Origin of the sequence: Mycolicibacter nonchromogenicus (genome assembly GCF_002101775.1) — a bacterium.
In the GTDB taxonomy this organism is placed as follows: Bacteria; Actinomycetota; Actinomycetes; order Mycobacteriales; family Mycobacteriaceae; genus Mycobacterium; species Mycobacterium nonchromogenicum.
On record NZ_LQPI01000028.1, the window covers coordinates 13,878 to 30,633 of the forward strand.

Here is a 16,756-nt window from a genome sequence, read left to right on the forward strand (position 1 = left end):
CGTTGCCTGCGTGACCGAACCACGTGACGTACTGCACCGGCTTACCGCGGAATGCCACGCATTGTCGTGGCAGCTCTACCGAGTCTCGACTGAACTCGCCGAACTGGACCGGCAACTGCACAGCCCGGCGCCGCAATTCGTCCCCACGGCTCCGATAGAACCCGCGGCCCCGATGGGCCCGGCAGCGCCGACGATGGGTCCGTGGGCGCCGGCCAGCATGCCGGCTCGGCCCGCGTCGCCCACCGACCTGGATCCGAAACCTGTTGGTGTGGTGGGTGACTCGGGATGGATCGGCAAAGTGCTGGCCGTCGCGGGAGTCGCGGTGACACTGGTCGGTGTGGTGCTGCTGCTGGTGCTGGCTGCCCAGGCCGGCATCCTGGCCCCACAGATCCGGGTGGCCGGTGGCTTCGCGCTCTCGGCGGCGCTGGTGGGCGCGGCATGCCGGTTGCACAGTCGGCCGGGTGGCCGGATCGGGGCCATCGCCGTGGCCGCCACCGGGATCGCCGCGGCCTACCTGGACATCATCGCGATCACCGCCTACTACCAGTGGATACCGGCAGCGGCCGGGCTGGTGATCGCCGCGACGGCCGGCGGCGCCGGCCTGGCACTGGCGCGGCGCTGGAACTCCGAACACCTCGGGGTGCTGGTGCTGGTCCCGCTGATCGCTCTGGCCCCGATCCTCACCGGAGACGTCGACCTGCTGTTGATCGGGTTCCTGCTGGCGCTGTCGGCGGCGGCGCTGCCGATGCAGCTGGGCAAGGACTGGACCGCGATGTTCGCGGCCCGCACCGCGGCTGCGACGCTGCCCCTGTTGCTGGCGCTGGTCGGCATCGGCGAAGACAACCGGGGGCTGCTCGCCGCTGCCTGCGCGGTGGGCGCGGTGCTGGCCCTCGTCAGCGGGCTGGTGGTGCTGCCCACCACCAGTAGGCCGGCTGCGATCGCGCTGCTGACGGCCGCCGGAACGCTTCCGGTATTGGCGGCCGGTGGCGCGGTGGACCAGGTTCCGGCCACGGTGCTGGCGGCGACGTTGTCGCTCGTTGTGCTGGCGGTCATCGGCGTTCACCGGGCACTGCCGCCGGTGGTCGTGCAGGTCTTCTCGGCACTGTCCGCAGTCGCCGCCCTGATCGCGGTGGCCACGGCGTTCCACGGCTCGCTGCTGGCCCCGGTACTGCTGGCCATGGCCGTCGTCGTCGCGGCCGCCGGCCGACGCAGCGGGGAGGCGCGTTGGGTCGCAACGGGATTCGGATTCGTCGGGGTCATCGCCTATCTCGACTGCGTCGCGCCGGACACCCTGATCAGTGCGACCAAGATGTCGAGCGCAGACACGGTGTCCACGCTGATCGCCAGCCTGCTGGTGATCGCGCTGGTGGTGGTGATGGCACGCGCCTACGCGCTCGCCGACAACACGAACCCCGCGAATACGCCGATCCTGGCGGTGGCCGGCGGGGCACTGATCGGCTATGCCGTGACCGCGTTCACCGTCACCGCGGGCGTCGCGATCGGAGGCACCGGCGGCGGGTTCCTGACCGGCCACATGGCCGCCACGCTCTGCTGGATCGTGATGGCAGCGGCCCTGCTGCGCTACGCGTTGCGCCTCGACGACCGCGGAAACCGCACCTGGGCGATCACCGCCGGATTGGCGCTCACAGCGGCCGCCACCGCGAAGCTGTTCCTCTTTGACCTGGGCACCCTCGACGGGATGTTCCGGGTCGCGGCATTCATCGTCGCGGGCCTGCTGCTGCTGGGGATGGGCACCGGCTACGCCCGCAGCCTGGCGCAGCAGGACGACCGGTAACCGACGATGACAACCCTGCTGGGTTTCCCCGACCCCACCGAACTGGACGCGGCCACGCCGGCCGGACGCGATCGCGCTGTGGACGTCATGCGCATCACCGCGCTAGTGGGCGTCGTGGCCGGCCACACCGTGATGGCCACCAGCGTCATCCGCGACGGCGTGCTGATCTGGGACAACCTCCTGACGGCCGCACCTGCGCTGGCGTGGCTGACCTGGCTCTTCCAGATCATGCCGCTGTTCTTCTTCGCCGGTGCCGCCGCCTGCCTGACCACCTGGCGGCCGGGCGGCGACTGGGGCGGCTGGCTGATGAAGCGCTGCACCCGACTGTTCCGGCCGGTCTTCTACTACCTGGGGTTCTGGGCTGTGACTCTGGCGGTGCTGCACCCGCTGCTGCCGCAGCACGTCTACGAACCGGTGGCCGGGGTGAGCATTCAACTGTTGTGGTTCCTCGGTGCCTACGTGCTGGTGCTGGCCGCGATGCCGGTGCTGTACCGGATCGGCACCGCCGGAACACTTTTTGCCGGTGTCGTCGCGATCTACGCCGTGATCGCGGTGGTCGACACCCTACGGCTGCAACACCCGGCGCTGGCGCCGCTCGGATATCTCAACCTCGTCGTCTGGCTCATCCCAGCGCTGTTCGGTGTGGCCTATCGGCGGGCACTGCTGCCGGGGCGCACGGCGCTGACGATCGCGGTGCTCATGGTGGCGGTCGACGTCGCGCTGGTGCGCTTCGGGCCCTACCAGGTGAGCATGGTCGGCACCGGCGACCACCAGTTGTCCAACACCAACCCGCCGTCACTGCTGCTGGCCGGGCACGCGATCGCCATGAGCGCGCTGGCGATCTGGGCCGCGCCCCCGATTGCGCGGTGGGCCCAGCGACCCCGTGTCTGGTGGGCGGCCGCGGTCGGAAACTCCGGTGCCATGACGCTGTACCTGTGGCATATCCCGGTCCTGCTGGCGGTGCACCTGGTCTTCGACCAGCTGGGCTGGGCCCGCTACCCCGGTCTGCCGCATTTCGTGGTTGTCAGCGCCGCGCAGTTGATCCTGATGGCCGCCGTGATGGCGTTGTTGTTCGTGGTGCTGCGACCGCTGGAGAACACGGCGCTGCCCGGTTGGGATGCACCGATCTGCGCGGCGCCGGGCCGGGGCACCGCCGCCGGTCTCCTGCTCATGACGGCCGCAGCGGCAACGCTGATTGCGGTCAAATGGGGTCTCAAGGATGACGGGCTGGTGTGTGTGGCGGTCATGCTGGCCGCACTGGCCGGTGCACGGCTACTTGTCTTGAGGCGGTGCTGACCGAACCCAGGGGAGTGCCGGCCCAGTCGCATTCGGTCGTATCAGGCCAGCTCGTGGCGGGTCGCGGTAGTGTTCGTCCTGTGAAACGCGGCCGATTGACGGTGCTGCCCGCCCTGCTGACCGTTGGCGCACTGACGATTTCGGCCTGTGGGGATGGCTCGGCGCAATTGGTGTCCGCCGGGGACCCGGTGGCGGGTGTGGACTGCGGCGGCAAACAGGAATTGCACGCCGGCGGCTCGACCGCCCAGGCCGCCGCGATCGAACAATTCGCCTACGCCTATTCCCGGGCATGCCCCGGTCAGGCACTGGCCTACAAGGCCACCGGCGCCGCCACCGAGGACTTCATCGCCGCCGAGATCGACCTGGCCGGCTCCGAAGTGGTCCTGGACCCCACCAAGACGCAGCCGGAACGGGCTGCGGAGCGGTGCGGCTCGCCGGCCTGGGAGCTGCCCCTGGTGTTCGGGCCGATAGCCGTCACCTATCACATCAGTGGGGTGACCAGCCTCAACCTTGACGGCGCCACCCTGGCGAAGATCTTCAACGGCAGCATCGGCAGCTGGGACAACCCCGCGGTCAAGGCGCTCAACCCCGGGGTCGCGCTACCCGCACTGCCCATCCACGTGGTGTATCGCAGCGACCGCGCCCCGAGCACCGCCAGCTTCCAGAAGTACCTCGACATCGCCTCCGACGGCGGGTGGTTCGCCGGCGGCGGCGACATGTTCAACGGCGGTGTCGGCGAAGGCGCCAGTGGGAACAACGCTGCCGCGGCGGCGCTGCAGGCCACCGACGGATCGATCGCCTATACCGAATGGTCGTTCGCGGTCGGCAAGCGGTTGCCCATGGCGCAGATCGTCGGCGCGGCCGGCTCGGCGCCGGTGGGGATCTCCGCCGAGTCGGTCGCCAAGACGATCGCCGGGGCCAAGTTCGTGTCCGACGCGAACCCGAACAATGACCTGGTGCTGGATGCGGTCTCCCTCTACCGGCCCGCCGAACGTGGCGCCTACCCGATCGTGACGGCGACCTATGAGGTGGTCTGCTCGAAATACCCCGACGCCGCCACCGGCACGGCGGTCAAGGCTTTCCTGCAGGCCGCGATCGGGCCAGGCCAGGACGGTCTGGACCAGTACGGTTTCATTCCGCTGCCGTCCTCGCTCACGTCCAGGCTCCTCAAGACGGTCAACGCCATCACGTGACCGGCGCCGGCGCCGGCGCCGGTTAGTCTGGTGGCCGATCTTTCGCCGCAGTGCGCGGTGTCGAAGGGAGCGTCGTCGGTGAACAGTCCCGCGCCGGGTTCGCGGAGCGGATCGCGATTCGGCCCGTATGAATTGGGGCGGTTGCTCGGCCACGGCGTCGTGGGTGATGTCTACCGGGCCGAGGACACCCGTAACGACGAGACGGTAGCCCTGAAGCTGATCGCCGCGTCGCTCTCCGCCGACGAGGCGTTCCGCAGTCGGCTGGAGGACGAGGCCGAAGCCGCCGGACAGTTGACCGAGCCCCATGTGGTGCCGATCCGCGCCTACGGCGAGATCGACGAGGTGCTCTATGTGGAGACCGGCCTGATCGACGGCACCGACCTGGCCACCGTCTTGGCCGACGGAGGTCCGCTGAGCCCGCCGCGGGCGGTGGCCATCGTGCGGCAGGTCGCCGCGGCCCTGGACGCGGCCCACAACGCCTACGTCGTGCACCGCGACGTCCGACCCGGCAACATCCTGATCACCGAGGACGACCTCGCTTATCTGATGGACTTCGGGGTGGCTGCGGCCATCGCCGAACCGGGCGTGCCGGCCAACCCCGCGGTCGGCCCGCTGGCCTACATGGCGCCCGAGCGTCTGACCGGTGAGCAGGTCACGCACCTCGCCGACATCTACTCCCTGGCCGTTGTGCTGGCCGAGGCGCTCACCGGGGTGTGCCCGTTCTCCGCCGCCACCGTCGACGAGGCGATCGCAGAACGCCGGACCGCCGAGCCGCCGCAACCGAGCAGACTCCGCCCGGGGCGCGTTCCGGCGGCCATCGACGCGGTGCTGGCCCGCGGGTTGGCCCGCAAGCCCGAGGAGCGCTACAGCAGCGCCGGTGAACTCGCCGCCGCCGCCTACCAGGCGCTGACCGAGCCCGAACGCCACCAGGTATCCCGGATCCTGCGGCGTGGCGAGCCCGCCCTGCACCTGCCCGGCGGCCTGGAACCCGAGCCCCGATCCGAGGCCCGCGGTAACGCCGCAGCGTTCGCCGGGCTCAGCGGCCCCGCATGGGCACCGACGGGCCCCGGAATGGGTGCCGGCCTGGGCGGCCCGCTCCCGGAGCCATTCCCGATGTCGCCCCTGCTGCGTAACGACCTGCAGTCCGAGACACCGGTCATGCCCACGCCTTCCCGACGGCGGTTGCCCCGCAAGCCGGTGTTGGTGGCGGCCGCGGTGGCAGCCGCGGTCGGCGTCGCCGCCGGCATCGGGCACGTGGTGTCGGAGCCCTCGTCGGCCACCCCGGTGGCGGCGCCCGCGCAGGAGGTGTTGCCGTTCACCGACTTGGACTACCGGCTCTCTCCGGGCGGGGTGGCGCTGGACGGCGACGGCAACGTCTATGTCACCAGTGAGGGGATGCAGGGGCGGGTTGTGCGCCTGGCCGCCGACTCCGACTCCTCGACGGTGGTGCCCTTCAGTGATCAGTACCAGCCGCGCGGGGTGGCGGTCGACGGCACGGGCAACGTGTATTTCTCCGATGTCAATGCTCGGGTGGTCAAGGTCGCGGCGGATGGCGAGGCTCAGGTGGTGCTGCCATTCGTCGGCCTGGACGATCCGGACGGAGTGGCGGTGGACTCCGACGGCGGCAACGTCTATGTCGCCGACCGCGGCGACGACGTGGTGCTGCATCTGGACACCGCCACCAACGTCCAGACCACCGTGCCGTTCGTCGGCCTCAACAATCCCAATGGGGTGGCAGTCGACACCGCCGGCAATGTCTACGTGACCGACACGGCCAACAATCGGGTGCTCAAGTGGGTGGTCGCCTCGGGCGAACAGGTGGTGTTGCCCTTCACCGGGATCGTCGCGCCGTCGGGGATCGCGGTGGACGAGACCGGCGATGTCTATGTCACCGAGCACAGTCGCAACAAGGTCGTGAAATTGGCTGACGGTGCCGCGATCCCGGTGGTGTTGCCGTTCACCGGACTCAACGGCCCGCTGGACGTCGCCGTCGACCAATGCGGCAATGTCTATGTCGCCGATCGCGGCAACGACCGTGTGGTCAGGGTGGACGCCGACAGCTGAGCGTCGCCTGAGCGCCAGTGCTGTGACCGCTGCCTCACCGAAAAGCCAGGTAGCATTTTTGCGTGGACAGTAGCGTCGTGGGCCCCGCTGCGGGTACCGCCGATCCGGTGGCCGGCGCCCCGGTCACAACCATCGGGCCCCACGACCACGACCACGCGGGCCACGCCCATGGCGTTCCCGTCGTCCGCGATGCGGGATGGCACCGTGCAGCGACCTGGGCCCGGCGGCTTGCCTGGATAAGCCTGGTGCTGGTGGGCATCGAAGGCGTGGTGGGCCTGTGGCAGGGCCTGGCGGCCGGGTCGATCGCCCTGACCGGCTGGGCGCTGGGCGCCATTCCCGAGGCAATGGCCGGGGCCGTGGTGATCTGGCGATTCACCGGCGCCCGCACGCTGTCCGAGACGGCCGAACGGCGCGCTCAGATCGGCGTGGCGATCTCGTTCTGGATCAACGCCCCCTACATCGCCGCGGAATCAATACGTCATTTCCTCGGCGACCATCACAGCGAAGGCAGCGCCATCGGCATCGCGGTCACCGCCGCGGCCGTGCTGGCGATGCCCGTTCTGGGTCGGGCCCAGCGACGGCTGGGCACCCGGCTCGGCTCGGCGGCGACCGTCGGCGAGGGAGTGCAGAACTACCTGTGCGCCATCCAGGCCGCCGCGGTGCTGGTCGGGCTGACACTGACGACGCAGTGGTCCGGCGGCTGGTGGCTGGACCCGCTGATCGGTCTGGGCGTGGCCACCGTTTCGGTGTGGCAGGGTTTCCGGTCCTGGCGCGGCGAGGGCTGTGGCTGCTGAGGGCCGCTGACACACGCCCGCCGACGCGAAGTCCCGACTGCCCTGGAGCTGGTGGTGGTGCTCGACAGGAACAGTCGGGACGTCGACAGATTACGGCACGGCGGGGTCGGACGCCAATGCCTCGGAGCCCAGCCGGTAACGAATCAACCGCGAGCTGTTGGCGACGACGGCCACCGACGAGGCGTTGTGCAGGATCGCGGCGAGCACCGGTGACAACGCACCGCCGGCGCCGATCAGCAGTCCGAGTGCGTTGACCGCGATCGACATGCCGTAGTTCTGCCGGATCACCTCGACGGCACGTCCGCCCAGATCCCTGACGTCGAGCAGGCGCCGCAGGTCGTCGTTGGCCAGGGCCACGTCGGCGGTCTCCACCGCAACGTCGGTGCCGGCCAGACCCATCGCGATCCCGATGTCCGCGGCAGCCAGGGCGGGTGCGTCGTTGACTCCGTCACCGACCATGCCCACCACGTAGCCCTCGTCCTGCAGTCCCCGGACCACCTGCAGCTTGTCCTCCGGGAGCACCTCGGCTCGCCACTCGTCGATGCCGAGTTCGCTCGCCACCGCTGCCGCCGTCTCCGGATGGTCGCCGGTGAGCATGACGATGCGTCGAATACCCTTGGCGCGCAACGCCTCCAACACCTCGCGTGACTCCGGGCGCACCTCGTCGCGCAGACTGATCAACCCGACTAGGGTGCCGTCGACTGCCAGCAGCAGCGGGGTCTCGGCCTGGGCGCGAAGTTTGTTGACCCAGTCGGCCGCCTTCTTGGAGATGCGGACCTTCTCTGAGCGCAGCAGATTCGGGCTGCCCAGCAACAGGGTGCGGCCGTCGGCCCAGGTGCGGATGCCCAGCCCCACCAGGACCTCGCACTCCTCGTGCGGCGGGATGCTGATGTGCCGCTCCTCGGTGGACCGGATCACCGCTTCGGCCAACGGGTGCCGAGAATGCAGCTCCGAGCTGGCGGCATAGGCGAGTACCTGCTCGGGCTCCCAATCCTTGTGGATGGCAACGATATTGGTGACCACCGGGCGGCCCACGGTCAGCGTGCCGGTCTTGTCGAACACGATCGCGTCCACGCGGCCGGCCTGTTCCAGATGCGATCCGCCCTTGATCAGGATGCCGCGCCGGGCGCCGTTGCCGATCGCCGCGCTGATCGCGGTCGGCGTGGCCAGCCCCACCGCGCAGGGGCAGGCGATCAGCAGCATGGTCATCGCGCGACGGACATCGCCGGTGAGCACCAAGGTGACTGCCGACAGGATGAACGAGGCCGGCACGAAGCGGCGGGAGAAGTTCTCGCCCACAGTCTGGATCGGCGCGCGGTCATGCTGCGCCTCTTCGACACGGCTGATGATGCGGCCGATCACCGTCTGGTTCCCCACCGCGGTGGCCCGGACCACGACCCGGCCGCGCACCACCACCGAACCGGCATGCACCCGCGCCCCGGTGATCACGCTGACCGGCAGGGTTTCGCCGGTGATCGCCGATTGGTCCACGATGGCTTCCCCATCGACGATCTCGCCGTCGACCGGGATGGCCACATGGTCGTGGACGATCACCTCGTCGCCGATCTGCAGCGTGTCGATCGGTACCTGGACCTCGGTGTACTCGGGGTTCTCCGGGCCGCCTTGGCTCACCCGGACCCAGGCGGTGTCCTGGTTGCCGCGTAGCAGATCCGAGATGGCGCGGCGGGTGCGGCGCAGGGTCAGATCCTGCAGGTACTCGCCGATGTTGAGCAGCCACAGCACGGTCAGCGCGACCACGTTCTCGCGCAGCACCAGGCTGGCCACGGTCGCGGCGGTCACCAGCGCGTCGGTGCCGGCCCGGCCGGACCGGATGGAACGCAACGCACCCCGCAGGAAGGGATAACCCATGAAGACGGTGGCGCCGGTCGCGACGAGCTGGCCGCTGGGACCCAGCAGTGGTGGCCGGGCAAAGACGTAGCGTCGCATCCCCAGAAGTGCCAGCGCCGCACCGCCGATCACCATGCGCAGCACGTCGGTGTTGCGGACGTCGGCCGAGCGTGGCGTACGGGCAGGGATCAACTCGGCGGCGACCGCGGCCGCAGAAGCGATCGCCGCCAGGATCTCCGTGGTGTCAGTCCGTTTGGGGGAGTACCAGACCACGACGGAGCCGGTCCGCGGATAGGCGTGCACCGTCCGTACCCCGTTGACCCGACCGGCGGCCTCTTCGGCGGCCACCGCACGCCGGGAGTCGCCGCGGACCCAGGTGACCTGCACTCGCATCCGGCCGGCCGCGTCGGACACGACGGTCAGCTCATCGTCGGCGGACACCGTCGCTATGGCGCCGCTGCTGCTCATCGCTGCGCTCCCCATCCTCGGCGGGGTCGCTCAGTGGTCGTGATCGTGCGCGACGGCGGCCGCAGGCGGGGTGGCCTCTTCGCCGATGCGCTCGCGAGCCTCGGCGACCACGTCGGCCACCTTCAGTCGTGCTGACTCGGCGACCTCTTCGGCTCGCCGGGTTCCGCGCAGACTCCACTCGGTGGCCGTCACCGCCGCCTCATGCAGCGGGGCCTTCGCCAGTGCTCGGCGTGCCACCTCGTAGGCGCTCACCCCCACCAGTCCGGTGAACACCGTCGACGCCGCTTTGGCCAACAATCCCTGCACTGCCATGAGCCTCTCCTGTTCCTGTCGCTGCCGCTTCCGGACACATTAGCATATCCGCATATCAGCATGTAAATGGCGCGGCAGCCGAGGATCGTGGTGGTGTACGGATTGAGAAGTCAGAAGAGCGGGAGCAGATCCGACGGGTCACCGATGCCCAGAAGCGGGCCGATCGCGTTCAGTAGCGCGCCGATCTCGACCATGCCGGCCAGGCTGCCCAGGCCGACGGTGGCCGCTATCGGCAGACCGATGGCGTCGATGAGATCGCCCGCCAGAAGTTCCTGGGTGAACAAGGCGATGTCGTAGGCCGGCAGGGTGGTCAGCAGCGCGTTGATGACATCGGCGGTGGGCAACAGGCCGGAATACACCGAGGAGAGCACGCCGGAGAACGTGTTGGCGATGTCGAGCAGGCTGGGCAACGAATCCGATGCGTCAGTGCTGTTGGTGATCGCTTCCCAGATGCTCGGCAGCGACAGTGACTCGAAGTGGTCGAGGAAGTCATCGACGCCCTGCTGGACGCCGTTGACCAGCGCGGTGAACACATCCATCGGGTTGATGTCGGTCGGAAACAGTGCGAACGGGGTGGGCACATTCGCAGGCCCTTGGTCCCAGCCGTATTCGATGCTGCCGTAGCCCAGGTTGACCAGCACCCGCAGGGCCGGTTGCAGAAGGTCGGCCAGCGGATCTCCCAGCACCGGGATGGCTCGCAGCGGGGTCAGCAACGGCAGATTTTCGGTCGGAATCATGAAGTAGCGGGTGTTGCCGGTGTAGTCGTCGGTGACCGGCAGCTCGATGGTGGCGGCCAACTGCTCGGCAGTCAGCTTGCCGTAGGAGGTGTGCACGAAGGCGATGCCCAGCAGCGCGTTGAGATCTGCGAGCAGGTTGATCGGATAGCGCGGGAAGTCGGCGAAGCCGTCGTATTCCGCGGTGTAGATCGCCGTCTCCCACGGCGTGTCAGCCGGCTGCGCACCGGAGAAGGTGATGCCCAGGCTCGGAATGCTCAGCGGCGGCAGGCTCGGGTCGCCGAAGCGCGACAGGAGGCCGCCGTTGGGGTTGCTCTCGTTCCCGAGCAGCACGAAGGACAGCTGGTCCGCGGTCGGTTGGTCGACGAGGGGCAGGTCCAGCAGATCTTGCATCTCCAGGGCGGAGATGACGGCGCTCTGCGAGACGCCCACCACGACGAGGTTGTTGCCGGCCGCGATCTGGTCCTTGATGGTGTGGTCCAGGATGCTGAGGCCCTGCTCCACTGATGGATCCAGCTCGAGGACCTTGATGCCGGTCAGGGGATACAGGCCCTCGGGGGTGAACAGCGAGTGGGTGGCGCTCACCGGGAACTGTGGCTGACCGGCGAAAAAAGGTGCCGCGGGATTGACGTAACGCTGGCTCAGCGCCGCCATGCTGCCCGCGGAGGGAATCGGGGCGCCGCTGCCGCCCATGATCCAGGCCTCGGTGTCGAGCAGATTCACCTCCGCCAGCACCGTCTTCGCCGCGACTTCAGCTCCGGGGGTGATCACCGTCGACAGCCCGAGGACGGTGGCGGTCAGTGCTGCGAGAGGCCGTGGCGAGGGAAGCCGGTGCGGGGTCATGGCAGCCTCGTCGTGTTGCCAGCCGGACAGAACGTCAATCGAGCCACCGCGACTCCTCAAGGACTCTTGGACCAAGATAAGCAAGAGCTATGACGAAACCTAGGCAAAATTAATACATACCGGCATGAACGTCAATCGCTTTCCGCCGGTGAAACGCCTCAGTCCAACCGCCGGGTGACCTTCTCGCCGGCCCATCGCCGCTCCTGCAGCGCAGGATCGGGGTTGGCGACCTGTACCAGCGACCCGCCCACGACAAACACCGTCAGCATGTTGTCGATCAGTTCGGTCGCGTTGTCCCAGCCCTCGGTCGACCACACCCGATCCGACGACGTCAGGCCCAGGGCAGCCGCACGTTTCTCGCAGGACGCCAACACGTCATCGGCCGACGATCCGGCCAGGGCTGGGCCCGGAGCGCGTTCGGCGATGATCTGGTCGCCGTGCACCCGCACCGCGGTCGCATAGTCGGTGACACCCACCGGGAGGTCGCCGGCCGGCCGGCCGAACGGGTCCAGGGACAGCACCACCACCTCGCCGCCGGTGGCGGCCACCGCCGCGTCGGCCTCGTCGATGCGGTCGGCGGTGCACATCGCGATATCGGCATCATCGGCGTCGGCCGCGTCGGCTCCGATGAGCACCTCGGCGCCGATCCACCAGGCGCCGAACAACACCGCCGCCGTCTGCCAGTGCGCGGGCAACAACACCGCGACCCGACTGCCTGCCCCGGCGCCGAGCTCGTCGCGCAGCAGGTTGCCGGTCTTGGCAGCCCAGTTCGCCAGCGTCGCCGCGGACAGCTCGATGCGCTCGGCGGAAGCGTCGTCGTAATAGGTGATCCGCGGCCCCACCGGGTCGGCGCGCATGATCGGATCAAGGATCGCCGAGCTGAGGTTGATCACCTCAGCGACGTTAGTTCACGCACTGGGGGTCATCGGAACCCGCGGTCAGAATCGGTGACGCAACCGGGATTTGGGGTTCTTCGTCCTCGCCGTAGCCGGCATTGCCGGCCATCTGCGCGTAGCCGCCGCCTGAGCCCAGGCCTGATCCAGGACCGGTGTAGTCGTTGGCCAGCACAACGCGCACGGTGCCGGTCGGGACCGAGTCGTTGGACACCACCGGCAGGCCGCCCAGGTCCCTGGCCACCGCCAGTGCGCCGGGGTCATCGGCCGAGGCTGCCTGCACCTGACTGGTGGCCACATGCCCGGACTCGTTGTTGCCGACCGATCCGGTGCCGAATCCCTTCGCGCTGAGCACTCCGGAAACCGCGGCGGCCAAGCCGTTGATGTCGGTGTCGTTGAGCACGCTGGCGGTGGTCTGTTCCGGGTCGTAGGCCACCAGCTCGGTCTTGCCCTCGTCCTGGTTGTGCAGCAGACCTGCCACCCAGTCGGCCACCTGCTCGGGGTCGACGCGCACCACGCTCTGCATGCCGTCGTCGCTCCACCCGGCCTCCTCGAGCACCGGGATGGTGGCGAACGCCACCTTGCCGGCGGCCAGATCTTGGGCCTTGGTGACGAAGTCGATCACGTCCCAGCCGTCTGACAGCACCACCGACCGCTGAACCGCGGCCTGTAACCGTGACAGCGTGCCCGGACTGGACAGCGTCTTGCCGGAGATGACCTGGTGTGCCAGCGATGCCATCACCGCCTGCTGGCGCCGGACCCGGTCCAGGTCGCCGTGCGGCAGTTCGTGGCGCTGCCGCACGAAGCTGAGCGCCTGGGCCCCGCCGAGCCGCTGCCAGCCCGCCGGGAAGTCCGCGCCGGAGAGCTCTTCGTACACCGGTTCCTTGAGGCAGACGTCGACGCCGCCGAGCGCATCGGTGATCAGCGCGAATCCGAGCAGTCCGATCTCGGCGTAGTGATCGACGGTGACTCCGGTCAGATCGGCCACCGTCTTGATCAGCGCCTCGCGGCCCGCCTCGGTACCGCGTGCCTGCGCCTGGATCGGGTCCATCCCGGCGGCGACGAGCGCGTCGGCGGTTTCCAGCCGGGTGGCCCCGTACACGCCGTTGATCTTGGTCTTGTCCAGACCGGGTGCCGCCACGTAGGAGTCGCGGGGGATGGAGATCGCGGTGGCCGACTTCCCGTTGTTGGGGATCCGGACCAGGATGATCGTGTCGGTGTTGGTGGCCTCGTCGTCGCCGACGCGCAAGGCGGCCAGCTCTTCGGGGGTCAGCGGGTTGCCGTGGGCGTCGGTGCGGCTGTCCATCCCGACCAGCAGGATGTCGACCGCGCCGTCGGATCCGCCGTTGCCCAGCGCCAATGACGAGACGTGGAAGATGCCGTCCTCGAATGACCGGACTTGACTCCAGGCCACTCCGGTGCCCAGGACGATGGCGACAGCGGCCACCGTGGCGATCACACGAACCACACGTTGCGCAGGCATCACTTCAGATTACTTGCGTAACTGCTGTATCGCCGGTAGCCGAGTTCGGCGTGCCAGCTGAAGCTGGGGCCGCCGCATAAGACCGGCGGTTCACGAACCTCGACGGAGGAGAGGTGAAGCTGGGACCGCCGCATAAGCTCGACGATCATGCGGATAGTGATCACCGGCGCCGGCGGCCAAGTCGGGAGTTTCCTGGCGAAACGCGCCGCCGAGACCGGTCGTGACGTGTTGGCTTTGTCGTCGGCGCAGTGTGACATCACCGACGCCGCCGCGGTGGACGCGATTGACCTGCGCCCCGGTGATGTGCTGGTCAACGGTGCCGCCTACACCCAAGTCGACGCCGCGGAGACCGATGCCGAGCGCGCCCACGCCGTCAACGCGACCGGCCCGGGCCACCTGGCCGCCGCCTGCGCGCGGTCGGGCGCGCGGCTGATCCACATCTCCACCGACTACGTCTTCGACGGCGACTTCGGTGGCGCCGCGCCGCGCCCATACGAGCCGGGAGACGCCACCCGGCCGCTGTCGGTGTACGGCAGCACCAAGCTGGCCGGCGAGAAGGCGGTGCTGGAAGCGTCGCCGGACGCCCTGGTGGTGCGCACCGCCTGGGTTTACACCGGCGCCGCCGGCGGCTCGGACTTCGTCGCGGTGATGCGCGAGCGGGCGGCCGGCGACGCCGAGGTGGCGGTGGTCGACGATCAGATCGGATCTCCGACGTATGTCGGCGATCTGGTCGACGCGCTGCTGGCGCTGGCCGACTCGCCGCCGCGTGCCCGCGTGTTGCATGCCGCCAATGCCGGGGCCGCGAGCCGCTACGAACAGGCCCGCGCGGTGTTCGCCGCGGTCGGTGCCGATCCAGACCGGGTGCGCCCGGTCAGCAGCGCAGCGCATCCGCGCCCCGCCGCGCGGCCCGCCTACTCGGCATTGTCGGGCGCCGAGTCGGCACGGGCCGGCCTGGCACCACTGCGCCGGTGGAGCGATGCACTGTCCGCCGCCTTGGCCAGATAACCTCTACGCCGTGAGTGAGGCCCTGCCGGTGGTGACGGTGACCTATTCGCCGGGATGGCATCTGGACCGCTTCCTGGCATCGCTGTCCCTGGCGACCGATCGTCCGGTGCGGGTGGTGCTGGCCGACAACGGATCCACCGACGGTGCCCCGGAGGAAGCCGCGCAGCGCTACCCCAACGTGCAGTTGCTGCACACCGGGTCCAACCTGGGCTACGGCGGAGCGATCAATGCCGGGGTGGCCCTGCTGGACGCCGAGGGCGGCGAGCGCAGCGAATTCCTCATCGTGGCCAACCCGGATGTGCAATGGGGCCCCGGCAGTATCGAGGCTCTGCTGGACGCGGCCGCCCGGTGGCCGCGGGCAGCGACGCTGGGTCCGCTGATCCGGGAGCCGGACGGCTCGGTGTATCCCTCGGCCCGCCACCTGCCCAGCCTGATCCGCGGCGGGATGCATGCCGTGGTCGGCCCGGTGTGGCCCAACAACCCCTGGACGCGTGCCTACCGGCAGGAACGGCTCGAGCCCAGTGAGCGGCCGGTGGGTTGGCTGTCGGGAGCATGCCTGCTGGTGCGGCGGGCCGCCTTCGACGCGATCGGCGGCTTCGATGAGCGCTACTTCCTCTATATGGAGGACGTCGACCTCGGGGACCGGCTGGCCAAGGCCGGCTGGCTCAACGTCTACGTGCCCTCGGCTGAGGTGTTGCACCAGAAGGGCCACGCCACCGGCAAGGACCCCGCGCGCAACCTGGCCGCGCACCACCGCAGCACCTACACCTACCTGGCCGACCGGCACACCGGTTGGTGGCGGGCCCCGCTGCGGTGGAGCATGCGAGGCGCCCTCGCGGTCCGTTCACACCTGGCGGTGCGTAACGCCCGCCGCAAACTGACGAAGGGACACCCGTGACACTGAGCCGAGTCGACGCGGTGGTGCTCGTCGGCGGCAAGGGGACCCGGCTGCGGCCGCTGACCCTCTCGGCGCCCAAGCCGATGTTGCCGACCGCGGGCCTGCCCTTCCTGACCCACCTGCTGTCGCGGATCGCCGCGGCCGGCATCGAGCACGTCATCCTCAGCACGTCGTATAAGCCGGAGGTGTTCGCCAACGAATTCGGCGACGGCTCCGCACTGGGACTGCAGATCGACTACGTGACCGAGGAAGAGCCGCTGGGGACCGGCGGTGGCATCGCCAACGTCGCGCCCAAGCTGCGCCACGACACTGTGATGGTGTTCAACGGTGACGTGCTCTCCGGGGCTGATCTGGCCGACCTGCACAACTACCACCGCGAGCAGGGCGCCGAGGCGACCCTGCACCTGGTCCGGGTCGGCGACCCGCGTGCCTTCGGCTGCGTGCCCACCGTCGACGGGCGGGTCACCGCATTCCTGGAGAAAACCGAGGACCCGCCGACCGACCAGATCAACGCCGGCTGTTATGTGCTGTCCCGGGAGGTCATTGACCGCATTCCGCGCGGGCGGGCGGTCTCGGTGGAGCGCGAGGTGTTTCCCGCGCTGCTTGCCGACGGGGTGAAGGTCTGCGGTTACGTCGACACCAGCTATTGGCGTGACATGGGCACGCCGGAGGACTTCGTGCGCGGTTCGGCGGACCTGGTGCGCGGCATCGCGCCGTCGCCGGCGTTGGGTGGCCGGCGCGGCGAGGCACTGGTGCACGACGGGGCCTCGGTGGCACCGGGCGCGGTACTGATAGGCGGAACGGTGGTGGGCCGGGGCGCCGAGATCGGCCCGGGTGCCCGCCTGGACGGCGCGGTGATCTTCGACGGGGTGAAAGTCGAGGCCGGCAGCGTGATCGAGCGCTCGATCATCGGGTTCGGCGCGCGGATCGGGCCGCGGGCGCTGATCCGCGATGGGGTGATCGGCGACGGCGCCGACATCGGGGCCCGCTGCGAACTGTTGCGCGGGGCCCGGGTCTGGCCGGGGGTGTCGATTCCCGACTGTGGGATCCGCTACTCCAGCGACGTGTGAGCCCCGCCGGTTGAGCCGGCCCGCCTTGCCTCTGCTGACCAGGCAGGCTCCTCGCACTTT

At 69.4% G+C, this 16,756-nt stretch carries 13 protein-coding genes; 8 read left to right on the forward strand and 5 right to left on the reverse strand.

Going from position 1 to position 16,756, the window contains the following annotated elements:
• Positions 1-10 precede the first annotated feature (10 nt).
• The 5 genes from AWC18_RS04240 (at position 11) to AWC18_RS04260 (ending at position 7,142) form a co-directional block, all read left to right on the forward strand.
• The gene (locus AWC18_RS04240) at positions 11-1,795 is read left to right on the forward strand and encodes a DUF2339 domain-containing protein (RefSeq protein ID WP_085137842.1); all 1,785 of its coding nucleotides are present in this window, start codon (positions 11-13) and stop codon (positions 1,793-1,795) included.
• A 6-nt stretch (positions 1,796-1,801) separates the two neighbouring features.
• On the forward strand, positions 1,802-3,091 hold the full coding sequence (locus AWC18_RS04245; protein ID WP_085137844.1) for an acyltransferase family protein: 1,290 nt from the start codon (positions 1,802-1,804) through the stop codon (positions 3,089-3,091).
• An 80-nt stretch (positions 3,092-3,171) separates the two neighbouring features.
• Complete coding sequence (gene pstS, locus AWC18_RS04250) at positions 3,172-4,284, forward strand: phosphate ABC transporter substrate-binding protein PstS (RefSeq protein ID WP_064999246.1); 1,113 nt, start codon at positions 3,172-3,174, stop codon at positions 4,282-4,284.
• Between the two features lie 78 nt (positions 4,285-4,362).
• On the forward strand, positions 4,363-6,348 hold the full coding sequence (locus AWC18_RS04255; RefSeq protein WP_085137953.1) for a serine/threonine-protein kinase PknD: 1,986 nt from the start codon (positions 4,363-4,365) through the stop codon (positions 6,346-6,348).
• Positions 6,349-6,479: 131 nt separating this feature from the next.
• Positions 6,480-7,142, forward strand: a complete 663-nt coding sequence (locus AWC18_RS04260) for a cation efflux transmembrane domain-containing protein (protein ID WP_085137954.1) — start codon at positions 6,480-6,482, stop codon at positions 7,140-7,142.
• Positions 7,143-7,232: 90 nt separating this feature from the next.
• On the opposite strand, the gene ctpC is transcribed toward AWC18_RS04260, so the two are convergent.
• The 5 genes from ctpC to AWC18_RS04285 form a co-directional block, all read right to left on the reverse strand.
• Positions 7,233-9,458, reverse strand: a complete 2,226-nt coding sequence (ctpC, locus tag AWC18_RS04265; protein WP_085137846.1) for a manganese-exporting P-type ATPase CtpC — start codon at positions 9,456-9,458, stop codon at positions 7,233-7,235.
• Between the two features lie 30 nt (positions 9,459-9,488).
• The gene (locus AWC18_RS04270) at positions 9,489-9,770 is read right to left on the reverse strand and encodes a DUF1490 family protein (RefSeq protein WP_046188744.1); all 282 of its coding nucleotides are present in this window, start codon (positions 9,768-9,770) and stop codon (positions 9,489-9,491) included.
• A gap of 110 nt (positions 9,771-9,880) precedes the next feature.
• The gene (locus tag AWC18_RS04275) at positions 9,881-11,347 is read right to left on the reverse strand and encodes a PE-PPE domain-containing protein (RefSeq protein ID WP_064999248.1); all 1,467 of its coding nucleotides are present in this window, start codon (positions 11,345-11,347) and stop codon (positions 9,881-9,883) included.
• Positions 11,348-11,505: 158 nt separating this feature from the next.
• Positions 11,506-12,240, reverse strand: coding sequence for a TIGR03089 family protein (locus tag AWC18_RS04280; protein WP_272937683.1), 735 nt, complete (start codon positions 12,238-12,240; stop codon positions 11,506-11,508).
• 10 nt (positions 12,241-12,250) lie between these two features.
• Positions 12,251-13,726, reverse strand: a complete 1,476-nt coding sequence (locus AWC18_RS04285) for an LCP family protein (RefSeq protein WP_109470455.1) — start codon at positions 13,724-13,726, stop codon at positions 12,251-12,253.
• 144 nt (positions 13,727-13,870) lie between these two features.
• On the opposite strand from AWC18_RS04285, the gene rfbD reads away from it, so the two are divergent.
• Genes rfbD through manB form a run of 3 tightly spaced genes read left to right on the forward strand, consistent with a single transcriptional unit; the run spans position 13,871 to position 16,696 of the window.
• The gene (rfbD, locus tag AWC18_RS04290; protein WP_064999250.1) at positions 13,871-14,728 is read left to right on the forward strand and encodes a dTDP-4-dehydrorhamnose reductase; all 858 of its coding nucleotides are present in this window, start codon (positions 13,871-13,873) and stop codon (positions 14,726-14,728) included.
• Positions 14,729-14,738: 10 nt separating this feature from the next.
• The gene (locus AWC18_RS04295; RefSeq protein WP_064999251.1) at positions 14,739-15,626 is read left to right on the forward strand and encodes a glycosyltransferase family 2 protein; all 888 of its coding nucleotides are present in this window, start codon (positions 14,739-14,741) and stop codon (positions 15,624-15,626) included.
• Positions 15,623-16,696 (forward strand): mannose-1-phosphate guanylyltransferase ManB, encoded by a 1,074-nt coding sequence (gene manB / locus AWC18_RS04300; RefSeq protein ID WP_064999252.1) that lies wholly within the window; start codon positions 15,623-15,625, stop codon positions 16,694-16,696. Before AWC18_RS04295 ends, manB begins: the two co-directional genes overlap by 4 nt.
• Positions 16,697-16,756 lie beyond the last annotated feature (60 nt).

What these genes read in the sequence shown, in the direction of transcription:
- AWC18_RS04245 (WP_085137844.1), top strand. Translation starts at nt 1,802, where the DNA reads ATGACAACCCTGCTGGGTTTCCCCGACCCCACCGAACTGGACGCGGCC.
- ctpC (WP_085137846.1), bottom strand. Translation starts at nt 9,458, where the DNA reads ATGAGCAGCAGCGGCGCCATAGCGACGGTGTCCGCCGACGATGAGCTG.
- AWC18_RS04270 (WP_046188744.1), bottom strand. Translation starts at nt 9,770, where the DNA reads ATGGCAGTGCAGGGATTGTTGGCCAAAGCGGCGTCGACGGTGTTCACC.
- AWC18_RS04275 (WP_064999248.1), bottom strand. Translation starts at nt 11,347, where the DNA reads ATGACCCCGCACCGGCTTCCCTCGCCACGGCCTCTCGCAGCACTGACC.
- rfbD (WP_064999250.1), top strand. Translation starts at nt 13,871, where the DNA reads ATGCGGATAGTGATCACCGGCGCCGGCGGCCAAGTCGGGAGTTTCCTG.